Below are 15,560 nucleotides of genomic sequence, written 5' to 3'. Positions count from 1 at the left end.
CGGGAAGGAATGCATTACACTATCGCAAACAGACATATCGATACCAACGCAGGACGCCCATGGCACTCAAAGCAACCGTCTTCAAGGCCACGCTCAACATCGCCGACATGGACCGACACTACTATTCGGACCACCACCTGACCCTGGCCCGGCATCCTTCGGAGACCGACGAGCGGATGATGGTCCGGCTGCTGGCCTTTGTTCTCAATGCCGACGAGAACCTGGAATTCACCCGTGGCCTGAGTACTGACGACGAACCGGAGCTGTGGCAGAAAAGCCTCAGCGACGAGATCGAACTCTGGATTGAACTGGGCCTGCCGGACGAAAGCCGACTGCGAAAGGCCTGCAACCGGGCCAAAAAAGTCTTGCTGTACACCTATGGCGGACGGGCGGCCTCCCTGTGGTGGGAGAAAAATCACAACAAGCTCTCCCGCTTCAATAATCTGACCATCATCGACCTGCCCCAGGAGGGCACCGAGGCGCTTGCGGGCCTGGCCGAGCGCACCATGAGCCTTCAATGCACCATCCAGGATGGCGAGGTGGGCATAGGCAATGAGGACACTCTGGTCACCCTGACGCCCTCGCGCCTGTATCCGGCCAGCTGATAGTACCGGTTCGGTGAAACCGCTGTTCAGGGACTACCCGAATTCTGCAGTTTACGTTAAGGTAAGCATCAGACAATTGTGCAAGGTCACACCAGACCCTGCCGTTTTGTCTACACTTAAATGATCGGCACCCCCACAAGGGGAGCCGTGTTCCTCAGGCCACCACCCCAGGAAGAGGATTATGACAACAACAAAATCCAGAGTTGTTTACACCCCGTCTTTCACCGACGGTGCAGAGTTCCGTATTCCCACGTTCAAGGTCCTGAAGCAGGACGGTTCCCTGTACAAGGGCGCCAAGGCACCGGCGCTGGACAAAGACAAAGCCCTGCGCATCTACCGGACCATGGTCACCACCCGGATTCTCGATGAGCGCATGCTCGCCGCCCAGCGTCAGGGACGACTGAGTTTCTACATGCAGTGCACCGGCGAGGAAGCCGCCGTGATCGGCAGTGCCGCCGCCCTTGATGACGCCGACATGATCATGGCGCAATACCGGGAACAGGGCGCCCTGGCCTACCGGGGCTTCACCATCGATGAATTCATGAATCAGTTGTTCGGCAATGAGCTGGACTACGGCAAAGGCCGCCAGATGCCCGTGCACTATGGCTCCAAAAAGCTGAACTACATGACCATCTCCTCGCCCCTGGCCACCCAGATCCCCCAGGCCACCGGTTACGCCTACGGCCAGAAACTGGCGGGCGAAGGCCACTGCACCATTACCTACTTCGGCGAAGGCGCCGCCTCGGAAGGCGATTTCCACGCCGCCCTGAACATGGCCGCCGTGCAGCGGGTGCCGGTAATTTTTCTGTGCCGCAACAACGGCTACGCCATCTCAACCCCGGCCGCCGAACAGTTCGCCGCAGACGGTGTGGCCCCCCGGGCCTATGGTTACAAGATGGATGTCATCCGGGTGGACGGCAACGACGTCCTGGCCATGTACGAGGCCACCAAAGCCGCCCGCAGCCTGGCGGTGGAACACAACCGCCCGGTGCTGATCGAGGCCATGAGCTATCGCCTGGCCGCCCACTCCTCTTCGGACGATCCCTCCGGCTATCGCAGCAAGGACGAAGAAGCGGTCTGGCGCGAGAAAGATCCCATCCTGCGCATGCGACTCTGGCTCGAGCGCAAGAAGTGGTGGAGCGAGGATGACGAGAAACAGCTACAGGAAACCATGCGCCGGGAGGTACTGGAGACCATGAAACGGGCCCAGAAGCGCCCGCCACCCGCGTTGGAAACCCTGATCACCGATGTTTATGACGAAGTGCCGCCGGCCCTGGCCGATCAATTCGAGAAGCTGAAGGCGCACATCCGCCGCTATCCGGACGCCTATCCCAAGAGTGCCGAACACGCCAAGGGAGGTGCCTGAGATGACACAGATGAACATGCTTCAGGCCATCAACAACGCCCTCGATACAGCCATGGCCGCCGACGAGCGGGTGCTGTGTTTCGGTGAGGACGTGGGCGTATTCGGTGGTGTCTTCCGGGCCACCAGCAACCTGCAACAGAAGTACGGCAAGGCTCGTTGCTTTAACACCCCTCTGGTGGAACAGGGCATCATCGGCTTCGCCAACGGCCTGGCGGCCCAGGGCTCCGTGCCGGTGGCCGAGATCCAGTTCGCCGACTACATCTTCCCGGCGTTCGACCAGATCGTTAACGAATCCGCCAAGTACCGTTACCGCTCCGGCAACCTGTTCAACGTGGGCGGGCTGACCATTCGCGCCCCCTACGGCGGCGGCATTGCCGGCGGGCTTTACCACTCCCAGTCGCCGGAGGCCTACTTCGCACACACGCCGGGACTGAAGATCGTCGTTCCACGCAACCCCCACCAAGCCAAGGGCCTGCTGCTGGCTGCGATTCACGACCCCAACCCCGTCTTGTTCTTCGAGCCCAAGCGGCTCTACCGCGCCTCCGTCGGTGAAGTGCCGAACGAGGAATACCGGCTGCCCCTGGGTGAAGCCGAAGTCCTCAAAGAAGGCACGGACGTGACCGTGCTGGGCTGGGGCGCGCAGATGGAAGTGATTGAACAGGCCGTCGACATGGCGGAGAAAGATGGCATTTCCTGTGAAGTCATCGACCTGCGAACCATCCTGCCCTGGGACGTGGAGACCGTCGCCAACTCGGTGCTCAAGACCGGGCGCCTGGTGGTTACCCATGAAGCGCCCCTCACCGGCGGTTTCGCCGGCGAAATCGCAGCCACCATCCAGGAACGCTGCTTCCTGTACCTGGAATCCCCGATCGCACGGGTTACCGGGATGGACACTCCCTTCCCGCTGGTGCTGGAGAAAGAGCACCTGCCCAATCACCTGAAGGTCTTCGAGGCCATCAGGTCAAGCGTGGATTTCTAGGTTGATATCAGGACAGGAGAGCAATCATGAGTGATTTTATACTGCCCGATATCGGCGAAGGTATCGTGGAGTGCGAACTGGTCAAGTGGCTGGTCGCCGAGGGAGACATCATCGAGGAAGACCAGCCGGTGGCCGAGGTGATGACCGACAAAGCTCTGGTGGAAATCCCGGCACCGTACAAGGGCAAGGTAACCCGCCTCTACCATAAGGAAGGCGACATCGCGAAAGTGCACGCCCCGCTGTTTGAGCTGGTGGAGCTGGATGGCGAAGGCGGCAAGGCTGCCGAGCCTGCGGCACAGCTGGCCGAAACCGTCAGCAAGACGCCCGCGCCCTCACCCACCCCGGCAACACCGGCCGGGGAGGAAGCCACCGAAGACTTCATCCTGCCCGACATCGGCGAAGGCATTGTCGAGTGCGAGGTGGTGGAATGGCGTGTGGCCGAAGGCGACGAGATCGAGGAAGACCAGCCCGTGGTCGATGTCATGACCGACAAGGCGATGGTCGAGATCACCGCGCCCAAGGCCGGACGGGTTACCAGGCTGTATCACCAGCAACAGGAAATGGCCCGGGTGCATTCCCCGCTGTTTGCGTTCATTCCGCGGGATCGGGAGGAGTCGGCCGGAGCAAAAACCGAATCGGCACCCGCACCGGTAGCAGAAACCGCTCCGGCAGCCGCCAGACCGGTCGCCACCGGAAACCGGCAACGGATCCCTGCCAGTCCTGCGGTGCGCCGCCTGGTGCGGGAGCACAACCTGGACCTGGCCGACATCACCGGCTCTGGCAAGGATGGCCGGGTGCTGAAGGCCGACGTGCTCTCACACCTCGAACAACCTGCGACACCGGCGTCCGGGAAACAACCGGCCAACGAAGCCATTGAGGAAAAGGCCGAGAGCGCGAACCGGAAGCCGGCCCGTGAACTGGAGGCCAGGGTGGAACCCATCCGGGGCGTCCGGGCGGCGATGGCCCGCAGCATGGTGGCCTCGGCGACCACGATTCCCCACTTCATCTACAGTGAGGACATCGATGTCACCGACTTGCTCGCCCTGCGGGAGCAGCTCAAGCCGGACGCCGAGGCCCGGGGCTCGCGACTGACCCTGATGCCCTTCTTCATGAAGGCCATGGCCCTGGCCATCCAAGACTTCCCGGTGCTCAACAGCCGGCTCAATGACGAGGTGACGGAGATCCACTACCAACCCAATTGCAACATCGGTATGGCGGTGGACAGCAAGGCCGGGCTGATGGTGCCGAACGTGAAGGGCGTGGAAAGCCTGACCCTGCTGGGCGTGGCCGATGAGGTCACCCGTCTGACCGAGGCCGCACGCTCGGGCCGGGTCAGCCAGGAAGACCTCAAGGGTGGCACCATCACCATTTCCAACATTGGCGCCCTGGGCGGCACCTACGCCTCGCCCATCATAAACGCGCCGGAAGTGGCCATCGTCGCCCTGGGCCGGACCCAGAAACTGCCGCGCTTTGATGCCAATGGCAACGTGGTGGAACGGGCGATCCTGACCGTGAGCTGGGCGGGCGATCACCGCATCATCGACGGCGGCACCATCGCGCGCTTCTGCAACCGCTGGAAGGGCTATCTGGAATCGCCGCAATCCATGTTGCTGCATCTGGGCTGACGGGTTGTTATGGAGCAGAAGACCGAACTTCAGCAGTTCTACATTCCTGAAGAGCAGTCGATCTACCTGCTCAGCCATGACGATGCCAAGAAGCTCAAGGACTGGGTGGCGCTGTGCGCCGCCCAGCTCCGCCAACTGGGTTACCGGGACATTGAACTAATCGGCAAGGGCGCCTACGGATTTGTGTTTGCCGGCCGGCTTCCGGGCCACGGTTACAGTGGTCCGGAACACGTCTTCAAGTTCACCCGCATCAACCTGCCCCAACACCTCCAGGACCGGCTTGAGGATGAAGCCTTTATTCTCGAACAGGTCCGCCATCCGCGGGTACCAAGACTGATCGCCTACCAGCGGGCGCACAACCAGCCCATCCTGGTGATGGAACGGGCCGCGGGCATCAACCTGGAGGAAGTGTCGCTACGGGAAGGCCGCCTGAAACCCAGGCTGGTGATTCGCATTGCCGACCAGCTCGCGGACATCCTGCGCAGCCTCCGCAGCGGCGCCAGTTCGGGCGGGCGGCCCATTGTCCACGGCGACATCAAACCGTCCAACCTGGTCTTTGACGCCAGCACCGAGAACATCGCCCTGATCGACTGGGGCTCCTCGGTATTCGCCCAGCTAGACGCCAACCATCAGTTCATCACCGCCAATGTGATGGAACTGATGTCCGACAACCTCCAACAGACCAACGCCCGGCTCGGAGACGTCTATTTCATCGGCGAGGAACAACTCAACGGCGGGCTCTCCTCTCCCCGCTTCGATGAGCAGGGCGCCGCAGGCACCCTCTATGCCCTGGCCTCCGGCCAGTCCTGCCGTTTCGGCCACCAGGCGATTCCCGCCAACTCCCTGGGCCTGCCCATGGAATTTGCCCGCATGCTCGACGGCATGCTGTCGCCGGACCCGGAGACCCGCCGGAAGGCCGGTGATTACTACCTGAAAGAAATGCCGAGGATGGCGCACACGGTGATGATCGACCTGCCGGCGCCGCCGATCACCCCGATGGTGCCGGTCTGGACCCGCGCCTCGGACCATGAGATCGACACCGTGGTATACAGCTCCCGCAAGTCGTTCCTCCGCCAGGAGAACGCCCCGGAAACCCTCAGCGACGTCAACGATGTCCAGCTGGACAGGTACTACAAGAACTTCATGCAGGGCATGGGCGAGACCGAAAAAGCTTTCCTGGCTGCCGTCAGCCGGCTGGGACGGTACCCGGTGGAAGGCGGCCTGGCCGTGCGCTGGGAAAGTGATGGCGTCTACATCGATACGTCACTGAACCTGCACGATCCCGGCCTCAAGACCGCCTTCATCCGGGCCGTAAACAACATGGTCTGCCTGGCCCAGGCCATTTACCGTCAGGGCATCTTCAAGAGCTGCCTGTTCAATGCCCGCAACACCCTGCACGTGGACCGCGACGGACCGGACCAGCCGTTCCGGATCGATCCCGGCATGCAACTGCGCTATGAAGTCAGTGCGGCACCGGAGGTGGAAGACGAATCCCGGGTGCACTCCTACTTCGAGGACGGCCCCGACCCGGAGGAGTTCCTGGTACTGCCGGAGACCATGATCAAGGCTCTGGAAGCCCTGAACGACATCCACCACACCGGCATGATCATCTTCGAGTCACTGCCCCGGCACCTGAAGATCCACAGCCACTACCGCCTGCTCGACCCGGACCGGGAAAACGAGTTTGCCCGCCTGCTTGACGAGATCCTCTCGGCCGTGGACCAGATCGCCGGACTGGGCGTCTCGGGATACATGAAGATGCCCTACAAGGACACCCGATTCTTTCCCCACATCGAGCGGTTGCCCGAACGTTACTACCCCAAAAACCCGAGGGCCGAAGTCGGCTCCACATGAAACGAGGGCAATGCAATCAAGATAGCCGGAGGGCTGGACAGAGCCACCGATCACACGTAAGATTGCGCCTCGAAATTGACGCACACCGTGCCCGATTTCTTCCGCCCGTAGCTCAGCTGGATAGAGCGTCGCCCTCCGGAGGCGAAGGTCTCAGGTTCGAATCCTGACGGGCGGGCCATATTCCACGAAAGAGCCCGCCATCGAGCGGGCTTTTTTGTGGAATATGGATCGGTTGTTAGTCCTGATGAGAACCTGCCTTCGACAAATCGCGAAAGCGATTTGGACGCCGCAGCGCGGAGAAGGCGTGGCAACGCCCCGAAGATCGCCCAAAGGCGATCTGAGTCCATCCTGACGGGCGGGCCACTCTGGCTCCGCAACAAACTTGAAGTCGGCGGCAGAACACCTCGAGGGCTCCCTTCATCCTTAATAAGCCCAGGTCAGAGACAACGTACCAAAACTGAAGCTCTCTTTATTCGACTGCTCTTCACCAGTGGTAGCCCTGAGAATCAAGGCCGTCTGGAGATTCTGCCATTGCCAGGTTACACCGATACCGACCTGGGCCAGTACAGGACTCTCCTCGAACTGGTATGGGTCGGCGTTTTCTTCGAGGTAGGAATAGGGAACGTATTCCAGGCCTAGACCGATAAACACGGACCAGCCTCTCCCTGCGTCATTCAAAGCGGCCGGAAGGCCAACCGTGCTGGAAGTCCCGGCATAGTCGGGCACAAAATTGATCGGCAGATATCTGCCAGTGCGCCAAATCCAGCCCACTCTTGCGTTGGAACGGAAACTGGAAACCCTGGCCGAGCCGACCCAGGCAAGCTCCTGCTCCAGCTGCCCTTTACGACCACTTCGCCACAGCTTGCGAGCGTGGGTACCTTGCAGGCCGCCGACAACATCTGTTCCGAGCTGATCATCCCACCCTCTGGGCTCTTCACTGCCGGTCAGTGTGTGCACCCACTTCTGGGAGGCTTCAGCTCCGCTTTCCGGGCCGACCAGGCCCAAATGCATACCGTAGCCCGTGATGCTGTCAGCATCCCAACTCCAGGCGGTACTGCTCAGGAAAAGGAAACCGGCGTAAGGCAGGTCATCCCGGCTGGGTTGCTCGCGGGAAATGTCCTCCGGAGTAACCATAAGCTGTCGAAGGCTGAACGATACCGCCTGGTTCTGACTTTCCGGGTCAATACCCGGCAGCCCCTTCAGCCATTGTCCCGCAGCGCGAGACAGCCTGGCCGAACCGGCGTTCTGATCGCTGGACGGTGACGAGAGATAGGACAGGCGCACGCCATTGGTATAGCCCTGATCAAGCCCCAGAAGCAGGTCGTTGTCCCAGGAAAGACTGAAGGTATGTGCGTGGGCACAGCCAGTTACCAGAGTGAGCAGCAAAAATGCCCGCAGAGGCGCTCGTACCGAAAATTCAGGGAAATACATTCGCTTTACCGAGCCCCACACAGTTGGTGAGCAGCCTATTCTCCTGCTTCCTCTCTCCAATAAAAAGCCATGATTTTCGTCGGAAACCATCAGCACTTTCGAAAGACGGAACCGGGCAAGAGATTGACTCCTCAGGAAGTTTTGCCTCTCTTGTTCAGCCTTGCCTCGCAATCGCCTGAACGCTCGCGTCTATCGCTGCAAGAACTCCCAACTCCGGGGATGCGTTGTCCGGCCAGGAAAGAGGCGTCAAAATCTCTCGCCTGCGGTTTACCACCTGTTCTGCAGTGGCTCGACAGCGACGGGCCAGTTCATAAAGGTAGTGGGTGGGTATTTCCCCTTCAGACCGGGCTTTTAGGTGACGATAGAGCTCTGTCAGGTGCTGCAACTGAGCCATTTCGATAAGGGCGACCCGCATCCCTGTTCCGTCTATCAGCAGTCCCGAAAGGCGGCCAAAGTCCGCCGCAGTGTAGGCCGCCGCCAGACCGTCCCGAAGGCGGGCTGTGCCTGGCCCGGCCTGATCAGGGTCAAGCACATTCGCCACATCGTTCAGCAGGTTCGCGCAGGCGCGCCGAACATTATCACTGGCTTTCTCAGGCATCACGCAAAGACCGGCAAACAACCCGAAGGCCGCACCGACCAGAACTTCGGACAGTCGAAGCTGCAACAACATGGCGATATCGCCTCCGCCAAGGGCGAGTGCCTGCCCGATCAGAGCCGTTACTGCCGCCATCCCTGCCGCATAGTGCGCTGGAATCAGGTAAAAGGCCAGAAACGTCAGCATCATGATCACTGCGAACCCGAGCCAGAGCATGGGTGGCAGGACATTGCTCAGAACGATGGCAAGCGCGACCCCGGCAATCACGCCAACGATGTTTTGCACCCCTTTGCTCAGGAGCCGTCCCGAATTTTCTGTCCCGAGAAACATGAACATCGCCACCAGAACCGCCCATGGCCATCGTTCAGGCGAGATAAGAAATCCTGCCAAGGCTGCCGGCAACACGGCTGCCGTCACCTGTATCGCTCGTCTGCGCGAGATGTTCGCCGACGAACTCTGCGCAGAGGCCGTCTTCTCTTCTGCTTCAGCATCCTGAGGTTCCGCAATGTGTGCCAGCACAGGTAACCCGTAAGACACCTTTACACTACCGGCGTCTGGATTCTCAGCGAGCATCCCCGCGATTTCCGCTCCGCGGGCCGGCGCTCGGAGCAGCTCTATTTCGACAGCGCGTCGCCGATCGAGTAACGCAGCCCGGGTGGCAGCATCAATATCGGGATGAGCCTCTAATGACTGAATGACGGGAACCATCGACCTGTGCAGCCAGCCAAGCACATCGGCTATCTGCTCTGATCTGGAGGCCCGTTGAGCCGCTCGAATCAGGATCAGCTGGTGACTGCGCTGGATCAGGCTCGGGCTTACCGGCCGATCCTCAGACCAGACCATGAAACGCAGCACCATCATAATCGGGACCGAAACGCTGACGACCATCAGGTGCCAGATCAACGATCCATCCTGAGCCTGAAAGTAGATTGTGAACATAAAGATCCAGGCGGCCGCCATGATCATGGTTGCCAGCCTGGAGCGTCCATTCTGGAGCCAGAAGCCGAGTCCGACCAAGATTGGCAAAAGGACAATCTGCAATGCCGGCTGGCCAGCAACGCCGTGAATCAGGATCAGCCCCAGCCAATACCCCGGAATCATGATCAAGGAAGTGGAAATTCTGGTGCGGCGCGCCGGTTGGCGCGCCAGAAGCAGGCTGAAGTGGGATGCCACAACGCCGAGCATCACGCCCGAAAAATTGAACCCCAGACTGCCAGACAGAAACCAGCCAACAACGGCCACAGCGACCAGACCCAACAGTGCTCTGCTGGCAAAAATCAACCGTGCGAGGCAGGGGTCGGATACCAGCTGCCTGTCACGTGCCGCTTTAATGAACGCTGTCATCCCGGGCTTCCTGTCTCCATTCCCCGCTCACATTCGGGCGGCTACGAGTCCCAGCGGGCCTGAGAATAACTGAACACTGGCAGCGACAGACTCCAGCGGATCGCAGCCATGCGAAGCAGTAAACCCAGACTGAATGCGGCAAGCAACGTGATGTTCTCGCCCACTCCCTGGCGAACCAACCCCAGGTAGAGCAAAGCCACGACCAGGGAAACGCTGGCGTAGAGTTCGTGGCGCAACACCTGGGGCGTGCGATTGCACATGATGTCTCGAATAATACCGCCGAAGATACCCGTGGTGATACCGGACATAACCACCACAACCGTGTCATAACCCAGGCTCAGAGCAACGTTGCAGCCAATAACAGTGAATGCAACGAGGCCAATGGCATCAAGGACGAGAAAGAGTTGGTGAAGATGCCGCATGAAGCGAGCGATCACGACAGTCACCAGACCGCCGGTAATGGTCATGTAGATATAGCGTGGGTGCTGGGTCCAGGTGACAGGAAAGTTGCCCAGGAGGATGTCACGGACCGTACCGCCGCCCAGGGCAGTAAAAAAAGCAATCACGGCCACCCCGAACAGGTCCATGTTCCTTCGGCCGGCAGCGAGGGCTCCGGACATGGCTTCGGCAGTAATGGCAATCATATAGATGGAGATCAGCACACAGGACTCCTGAGTTTCTGTGGCCTCTCCCCCTGTCCCTGATACCTGAGAGTTTACAGAGCCCGGCTCTGCTTGCCCCTTCGGTGGACTGCTTTGGCAGCCTCTCTCCAGACGGCTATGAATGATGTCCGCAGTACATGTGCCTGAGCGTTTATGGGAGGTTGCGCCTTCGGCGGGGCAAGATGCCCACTCTCCTGCGGAGGCGCGCATTATAAAGCGGCGCAGGGCAGGCGTCGAGGTAGAGTTGCCCACCAACTGACATGTCTTTACCATGCCGTTGGCGATCAAATGAATGCCTGATGCCCTTACCCACCGGCTACGCATTCAACACCACACACAGACAATTCCAGTCGACAGGGGAGTTCCGGCAACACAGCCGGGGCTGAGAGTGCCTTCGGCAGACCCTGGAACCTGATCCGGATCATTCCGGCGGAGGAAGCGCGACATGATGATTACCCAGATGGCCGCCATTGTCGCGGCATTGTGCCTGTTCGGTTGGCTGGGCTTGCGTGCCCGTCAAACAGCCAACGGCATTGACGACTACATGACCGCCCGCAACAGTCAGGGCGCCACCACCATTGGTCTTTCCTTTCTTGCTTCGGGCATGGGCGCCTGGATACTCTTTGCGCCACCGGAAGTGGGCGCGTTTGTCGGGCCGGTGGCACTCGCCGGCTACGCCCTGGGGGCGGCATTGCCCTTTATCGTATTCGCCATGCTCGGCCCCGTCATTCGCCGGCAGATGCCCGAGGGGCGCAGCATCAGCGAGTTCGCCGAAAAGCGCTTTGGCAAAGGCATGCGCCGCTGGGTCTCGTTGATCTCGGTGTTGTACATGTCCTGCTTTCTGGCCGCAGAGCTTACCGCCATCGGCGCGATTACCGGGCTGCTGTCGGATCTGAACGGTCAGATCGTCATTATTGGCGTTGCAGTCACAACGCTGGTCTACACCACCTGGGGTGGATTACGCGCCAGCCTGGCCACCGATCGCTGGCAGGCGTTGCTGTTGATGGCGCTGCTGGCGACTGTGCTATTTGTGGACTGGAAACACCTGCCTTCGGTGGCGGAATCGGCCGAAATGCCAGGCATTCCCTTCTGGAGCGCGGTCAGTGTCGCGCTTACCCTGGTGCTGGCGGTAACCGCGGCCAATCTCTTTCATCAGGGCTACTGGCAACGTGTCTGGGCCGCACGGGACAGCGCCTCACTGTGGAAAGGCGCCCTCCTCGGCGGTGGCACTACCATCATTGTGGTTGCCGTTGTGGGTGGCCTCGGAATCAGCGCGGCTATGGCCGGGCTTGAACTGGGGCAGCCGCCCATTCCGTTTTTTGCCCTGATCAATGAAGCACCACAATGGTTGGGCGCGGTCGCGCTGGTATTGGCCGTCACATTGGTAGCATCGTCCGTGGATACCCTACAGAACGGCATCGCCTCCCTCGCGGTCGCCGAAAAAGCGGGCCTGACACTCTCCGGCGCGCGCTGGGTAACGGTCGCACTGATGGTGCCGGTTGTGGTGATAGCCTTGCAGGGTGCGTCGGTTCTGCGGCTATTCCTGATCGCCGATCTGCTGTGCGCAACGGCCATCATTCCCATCCTGATGGGGCTCTGGGCCCGGGTGACACCAGTTGCTGCCTTGAGTGGGGTGGTGGCTGGGGTGATCGGCGCGATTCTGCCGGGCTGGATCATGAGCGGAAGTTTCAACGAAGCGCTCCAGATCGCCAGTTTCCCCGGTGGGGTGCCGACACTGGCGCCGTTTGCCGGAGCAATCCTGGCTTCGGGCGGAGTTACGTTGCTACTACCCCTGGTGCGATCTGCCCGGGCGTCATCAGGATGAAATGGGTGTCTTGAAATACCCCGGAGGATCATCTGACATGAAACCCGTTCAACCGGGTAGATAAAGGGGGCGTCGATGAAAGTCTGGCTATTGCTGGCTCTGATAACCCTGTCGGAAGCAACCATCGGTGTTTTCGTCAAGCTCACGGATGGCCGGATTCCGGTCCAGACGCTGACTTTTTATGCCTTTGTTTTTGCAACGGCATTTCTGATGCTGGCCATGCCAAGGGCGAACAGACAGCCTCTTGAGCTGCCCCATGGCAACTGGAAGGATACGTTTCTGATAGGCGCACTGATTGCGGGACAGAGCGGCTTTTTCAACTACGCCATGACCCTGGTACCCATTGCCAATGCGGTAATTTTCTGGAGTGTCGCACCCTTCTTCACTTTTATTCTTTCGTGGCTCTTTCTGGGTGAAAAGGCGAAAAAGAGCTATATCCTCATTTTTATTATTGCCCTCGCCGGGATCGTCATTGCCAAGCCGCTTCAGGAGGGTTACCTGCTTGGTAACATGGTGGCGCTTGGCGTGGGTGCGATCTACGCGGCCATGGTCACGTATATGCGCCATGAAGGCAAAACCGAAACCGGCAATGATATCGCGTGGTCTCTGCTGTTCGCGGCGCTGATCATGTCTCCGTCGGTACTGGTTATTGGCCCGGGCGATGTAACCGGCTTTATCCGCTATGACAGCCTCAACCTGTCTCTACCAGTGATGCTCTGGGCAGCAGGGCTGGGACTGATATCCATGGGGTTCGCCTATTTCGGCATCTCGATCGTACTGAAGTCCATTAACGCGAACCTGTATTCGCTGATTGATATCATCGTCTCGCCTGCGGTCGCGACGTTGCTGGGTTTCCTCATATTCAACGAAGTTCCTGCGCCCAGCATGCTTTACGGGGGGATACTCCTGCTCGGCGCCGGTGCCTGGCTGACACGGGAAATGTCCCGAAACAATTCCGACCAGCCGGTTCAGTCCGCCAACCGCAATGTAAGCACTGGATACAGGGCCGCCGGAAACGATACTCCTCAGTAATGAAACCCAAGCTTTCCGTGGATCTTCACTCGGCGGTAGATGGCGTTTCTCGACGATGGGCTCAAACCACTCCAGGCTTTTGCCTACGCACCAGGGCCGCCCGAACCGTTTCCGATGCTACCCCGGCCAGAAGCCCGAAAAACGGGTCGGCCCAGACAGTCACCAGTGCGGTTATGGCGATGACCGGCCAGCAGGACGGCTTGGCTGTCCAGAGGCGCTTCGACGCAGCCAGTTCGACGGCGGCCACCAACAACAGGGCGCCAAGGCCGGCCGTTGGAATCGCGGCAATGACCGAGAGGCCGCCCGGTATAAAAGCGACCAGGAGCAAGCCCGTTCCCAGAAGAACGGGAGCCATTCCGGTCCGCGCGCCGAAGCGATAATGCGCGGCCACGCCACCCGCCCCGTGACACATGGGCAACGCACCAAACGGAACCAGAAAGAGGTTGGCCAGGCCGGTGCTCACGGACAGCCGGGCAGGCGACACGCGATTCGATTGCTCGCCGAAATAATCCCCCGCCACCAGAGCCGTCAATACGATGGCATTGGTGATCGTAAGGGCCAGCTGGGGTAACACCAACGTTGAAAAGCCCTGTTGCCATTCGTCGATGCCCGGTAACCGGGGCATGGTGAATGCCACGGAATCCGCCACAGGAAGCGAGAGCCCCGGCGCCCCCAGCACTACCCCGATTGCTACGGATACACCCAGCCCTATCAGCGCCGCCGGCCAGTTTGGAAACATTTTCAGGGTAATGACCAAGAGCAACAGAGTTATCACGCCCAGCGCCAAAGACGTGGCCATCAGGCCCAGACTCATGTAGGCCAGCAACAATCCCAGTCCCAACTGAAGGCCGCTCAATACCGATCCCGGTACCAGACGGGCCACCCGGTTGATCCATCCGGTTGTACCCAGCAGCAATAGTATGGCCCCGATCAACAGGCCACTGGCGATCAGGCTCCCGGAACTCACCTGGGTCGTCAGCAACAACGCTGCAACCGCTTTCATGGGCTGCACCGGTATCGGCAGACGATAATACAGTCCCGTTGCAATATAGAATGCGGCGAAGCCCAACAGCACGGGTACCGGTGCCAGCCCTGCGACCGCAATAGCCCCCAGACTCAATGGCAGCAGGGTACCGATATCACCCAAAGCCCCGCTGAGCTCGTTGACCAGATCTTTTCGGGTTGAAGGCATGCAGGCTCCCGGTTCGCCTGTCTGGTTATTGTCCCAGGGGTCAGAAGAAGGCTTTCTTCTGACCCCGATTTCATTCGCCCATCTATTATTGGCGCCGCTCAAGCGTTATATACGACCCGTCCCAGTTCACTGATGTCGTAACCACCCAGAGCCTCGGCGCGCTGTTCAAAACGCTCGCTACCGGCAAACGCCAGCAGCCGTTGCATGGCCGGTTCAAAGTAGTGACGCCGGCGCATGGCGAGATCAAAATGTTCCTGCTGCAGAGGAATAAAAGCCAACCCCTGGCGCCGGGCCGCAGCTTCGATTCCCAGGCCGATATCCGCTTCGCCCTGGCGAATGGCCAGGGCGAGATCGTCCTCGCTGAGCGAAGGGTGGTCGGCCCACGTAAGCTGCGTGGCATTGATACGGTGGCGAGCAAGTAACCCCTGTAGCAAATGGCTGACACCGGCATCGGGCTGGCGATGCGCAACCCGTATGCCGGGACGGGCGATATCCTCAAGTCGTTCGAGCCGGTGAGGGTTATCGGCCGCCAGGAGCAGCCCCTGCCGGCGCTTTGCCCACCGGATCAGAACCAGATCGCGCATCCCGCTCAGCCCCAGCGTGGCAGGGTCATTGTAGCGCAGGCTTTCAGCATGCCAGATATGCATACCCGCGAGCATTGCGCGCCCGTCGACTAATCTCTGTACGCCATCGCCGCTTCCCTGACAAAGCAACGCCAGCTCCGCGCCGCTTTCCTTCACGGCCCACTCCAACAGGGGATCCTGACTGCCTGCCAGCACCGGCGGGATCGGAGAGCTGACGGCATCGTCACCCTCCAGATGGTTCATCAACCACAGATCTATACGCTGGCGCGGAAACAAAAGTTTTCCTGTCACCCGCACACAGGGGATAACGCCCTGGCTGACCAGGTCGTAGATTTTTCTTTCTTTCAGGCGCAAATACTCGGCAGCTTCGGCCGTGGTGAGGTAAGCGGGAAGGGGCATCAGTTTCTCCTGCTGTGCAGGGAAAGCACAGGACTGTTTTATTCTGCATATTTTCCAGAAGACTGTG

12 protein-coding genes, 1 tRNA gene and 2 riboswitches are annotated in these 15,560 nt (G+C 60.1%); of the genes, 8 read left to right on the top strand and 5 right to left on the bottom strand.

The genetic code is table 11. The annotated features are described in order from the left end of the window. The first annotated feature begins 59 nt into the window (after window positions 1-59). From DET50_RS06685 to DET50_RS06660, 6 genes are all read left to right on the top strand, one after another. Window positions 60-605, top strand: coding sequence for a YaeQ family protein (locus DET50_RS06685; protein ID WP_113862099.1), 546 nt, complete (start codon window positions 60-62; stop codon window positions 603-605). Window positions 606-786: 181 nt separating this feature from the next. Next, window positions 787-1,971 (top strand): thiamine pyrophosphate-dependent dehydrogenase E1 component subunit alpha, encoded by a 1,185-nt coding sequence (locus DET50_RS06680; protein ID WP_113862098.1) that lies wholly within the window; start codon window positions 787-789, stop codon window positions 1,969-1,971. A gap of 1 nt (window position 1,972) precedes the next feature. Continuing rightward, the gene (locus DET50_RS06675; protein ID WP_113862097.1) at window positions 1,973-2,950 is read left to right on the top strand and encodes an alpha-ketoacid dehydrogenase subunit beta; all 978 of its coding nucleotides are present in this window, start codon (window positions 1,973-1,975) and stop codon (window positions 2,948-2,950) included. 26 nt (window positions 2,951-2,976) lie between these two features. Beyond that, window positions 2,977-4,575 carry a dihydrolipoyllysine-residue acetyltransferase gene (locus DET50_RS06670; protein WP_113862096.1) on the top strand — a complete coding sequence of 533 codons (1,599 nt, stop codon included), beginning with the start codon at window positions 2,977-2,979 and terminating at the stop codon, window positions 4,573-4,575. A 9-nt stretch (window positions 4,576-4,584) separates the two neighbouring features. Then, window positions 4,585-6,429, top strand: a complete 1,845-nt coding sequence (locus DET50_RS06665) for a protein kinase domain-containing protein (RefSeq protein WP_113862095.1) — start codon at window positions 4,585-4,587, stop codon at window positions 6,427-6,429. Window positions 6,430-6,530: 101 nt separating this feature from the next. Further along, window positions 6,531-6,607 (top strand) — tRNA-Arg (locus tag DET50_RS06660). 245 nt (window positions 6,608-6,852) lie between these two features. Here DET50_RS06660 and DET50_RS06655 read toward each other — a convergent pair. The 3 genes from DET50_RS06655 to DET50_RS06645 all read right to left on the bottom strand — a co-directional run bounded on the left by DET50_RS06655 (window position 6,853) and on the right by DET50_RS06645 (window position 10,461). After that, the gene (locus DET50_RS06655; RefSeq protein WP_113862094.1) at window positions 6,853-7,860 is read right to left on the bottom strand and encodes a lipid A deacylase LpxR family protein; all 1,008 of its coding nucleotides are present in this window, start codon (window positions 7,858-7,860) and stop codon (window positions 6,853-6,855) included. 154 nt (window positions 7,861-8,014) lie between these two features. Beyond that, window positions 8,015-9,799, bottom strand: a complete 1,785-nt coding sequence (locus DET50_RS06650; protein ID WP_113862093.1) for an FUSC family protein — start codon at window positions 9,797-9,799, stop codon at window positions 8,015-8,017. A 41-nt stretch (window positions 9,800-9,840) separates the two neighbouring features. Then, a complete protein-coding gene (locus DET50_RS06645; RefSeq protein ID WP_113862092.1) occupies window positions 9,841-10,461 on the bottom strand; it encodes a trimeric intracellular cation channel family protein in 621 nt (206 codons plus the stop codon). 22 nt (window positions 10,462-10,483) lie between these two features. Further along, a riboswitch (glycine riboswitch) is annotated at window positions 10,484-10,582 on the bottom strand. After that, a riboswitch (glycine riboswitch) is annotated at window positions 10,583-10,668 on the bottom strand. Window positions 10,669-10,906: 238 nt separating this feature from the next. Here DET50_RS06645 and DET50_RS06640 point away from each other — a divergent pair. Together DET50_RS06640 and DET50_RS06635 are read left to right on the top strand one after the other, a co-directional pair. Next, window positions 10,907-12,286, top strand: a complete 1,380-nt coding sequence (locus DET50_RS06640) for a sodium:solute symporter family transporter (RefSeq protein WP_113862091.1) — start codon at window positions 10,907-10,909, stop codon at window positions 12,284-12,286. 75 nt (window positions 12,287-12,361) lie between these two features. Continuing rightward, complete coding sequence (locus tag DET50_RS06635; RefSeq protein WP_113862090.1) at window positions 12,362-13,318, top strand: DMT family transporter; 957 nt, start codon at window positions 12,362-12,364, stop codon at window positions 13,316-13,318. Between the two features lie 61 nt (window positions 13,319-13,379). On the opposite strand, the gene DET50_RS06630 is transcribed toward DET50_RS06635, so the two are convergent. Both DET50_RS06630 and DET50_RS06625 read right to left on the bottom strand, forming a co-directional pair. Then, window positions 13,380-14,510, bottom strand: a complete 1,131-nt coding sequence (locus DET50_RS06630; RefSeq protein WP_113862089.1) for a putative sulfate/molybdate transporter — start codon at window positions 14,508-14,510, stop codon at window positions 13,380-13,382. Between the two features lie 98 nt (window positions 14,511-14,608). After that, window positions 14,609-15,493, bottom strand: a complete 885-nt coding sequence (locus DET50_RS06625; RefSeq protein ID WP_113862088.1) for a helix-turn-helix transcriptional regulator — start codon at window positions 15,491-15,493, stop codon at window positions 14,609-14,611. Between the last annotated feature and the right edge of the window lie 67 nt (window positions 15,494-15,560).

Origin of the sequence: Marinobacter pelagius (assembly GCF_003315345.1) — a bacterium.
Classification (GTDB): domain Bacteria; phylum Pseudomonadota; class Gammaproteobacteria; order Pseudomonadales; family Oleiphilaceae; genus Marinobacter; species Marinobacter pelagius_A.
The sequence above is the reverse complement of the archived record's forward strand: the minus strand, read 5'-3'. Positions and strand labels throughout refer to the sequence as shown.

Coding starts and splice junctions, on each gene's coding strand:
- DET50_RS06670 (WP_113862096.1), top strand. CDS start 2,977: ATGAGTGATTTTATACTGCCCGATATCGGCGAAGGTATCGTGGAGTGC.
- DET50_RS06640 (WP_113862091.1), top strand. CDS start 10,907: ATGATGATTACCCAGATGGCCGCCATTGTCGCGGCATTGTGCCTGTTC.
- DET50_RS06625 (WP_113862088.1), bottom strand. CDS start 15,493: ATGCCCCTTCCCGCTTACCTCACCACGGCCGAAGCTGCCGAGTATTTG.
- DET50_RS06630 (WP_113862089.1), bottom strand. CDS start 14,510: ATGCCTTCAACCCGAAAAGATCTGGTCAACGAGCTCAGCGGGGCTTTG.
- DET50_RS06655 (WP_113862094.1), bottom strand. CDS start 7,860: ATGTATTTCCCTGAATTTTCGGTACGAGCGCCTCTGCGGGCATTTTTG.
- DET50_RS06665 (WP_113862095.1), top strand. CDS start 4,585: ATGGAGCAGAAGACCGAACTTCAGCAGTTCTACATTCCTGAAGAGCAG.
- DET50_RS06635 (WP_113862090.1), top strand. CDS start 12,362: ATGAAAGTCTGGCTATTGCTGGCTCTGATAACCCTGTCGGAAGCAACC.
- DET50_RS06685 (WP_113862099.1), top strand. CDS start 60: ATGGCACTCAAAGCAACCGTCTTCAAGGCCACGCTCAACATCGCCGAC.
- DET50_RS06675 (WP_113862097.1), top strand. CDS start 1,973: ATGACACAGATGAACATGCTTCAGGCCATCAACAACGCCCTCGATACA.
- DET50_RS06680 (WP_113862098.1), top strand. CDS start 787: ATGACAACAACAAAATCCAGAGTTGTTTACACCCCGTCTTTCACCGAC.
- DET50_RS06650 (WP_113862093.1), bottom strand. CDS start 9,799: ATGACAGCGTTCATTAAAGCGGCACGTGACAGGCAGCTGGTATCCGAC.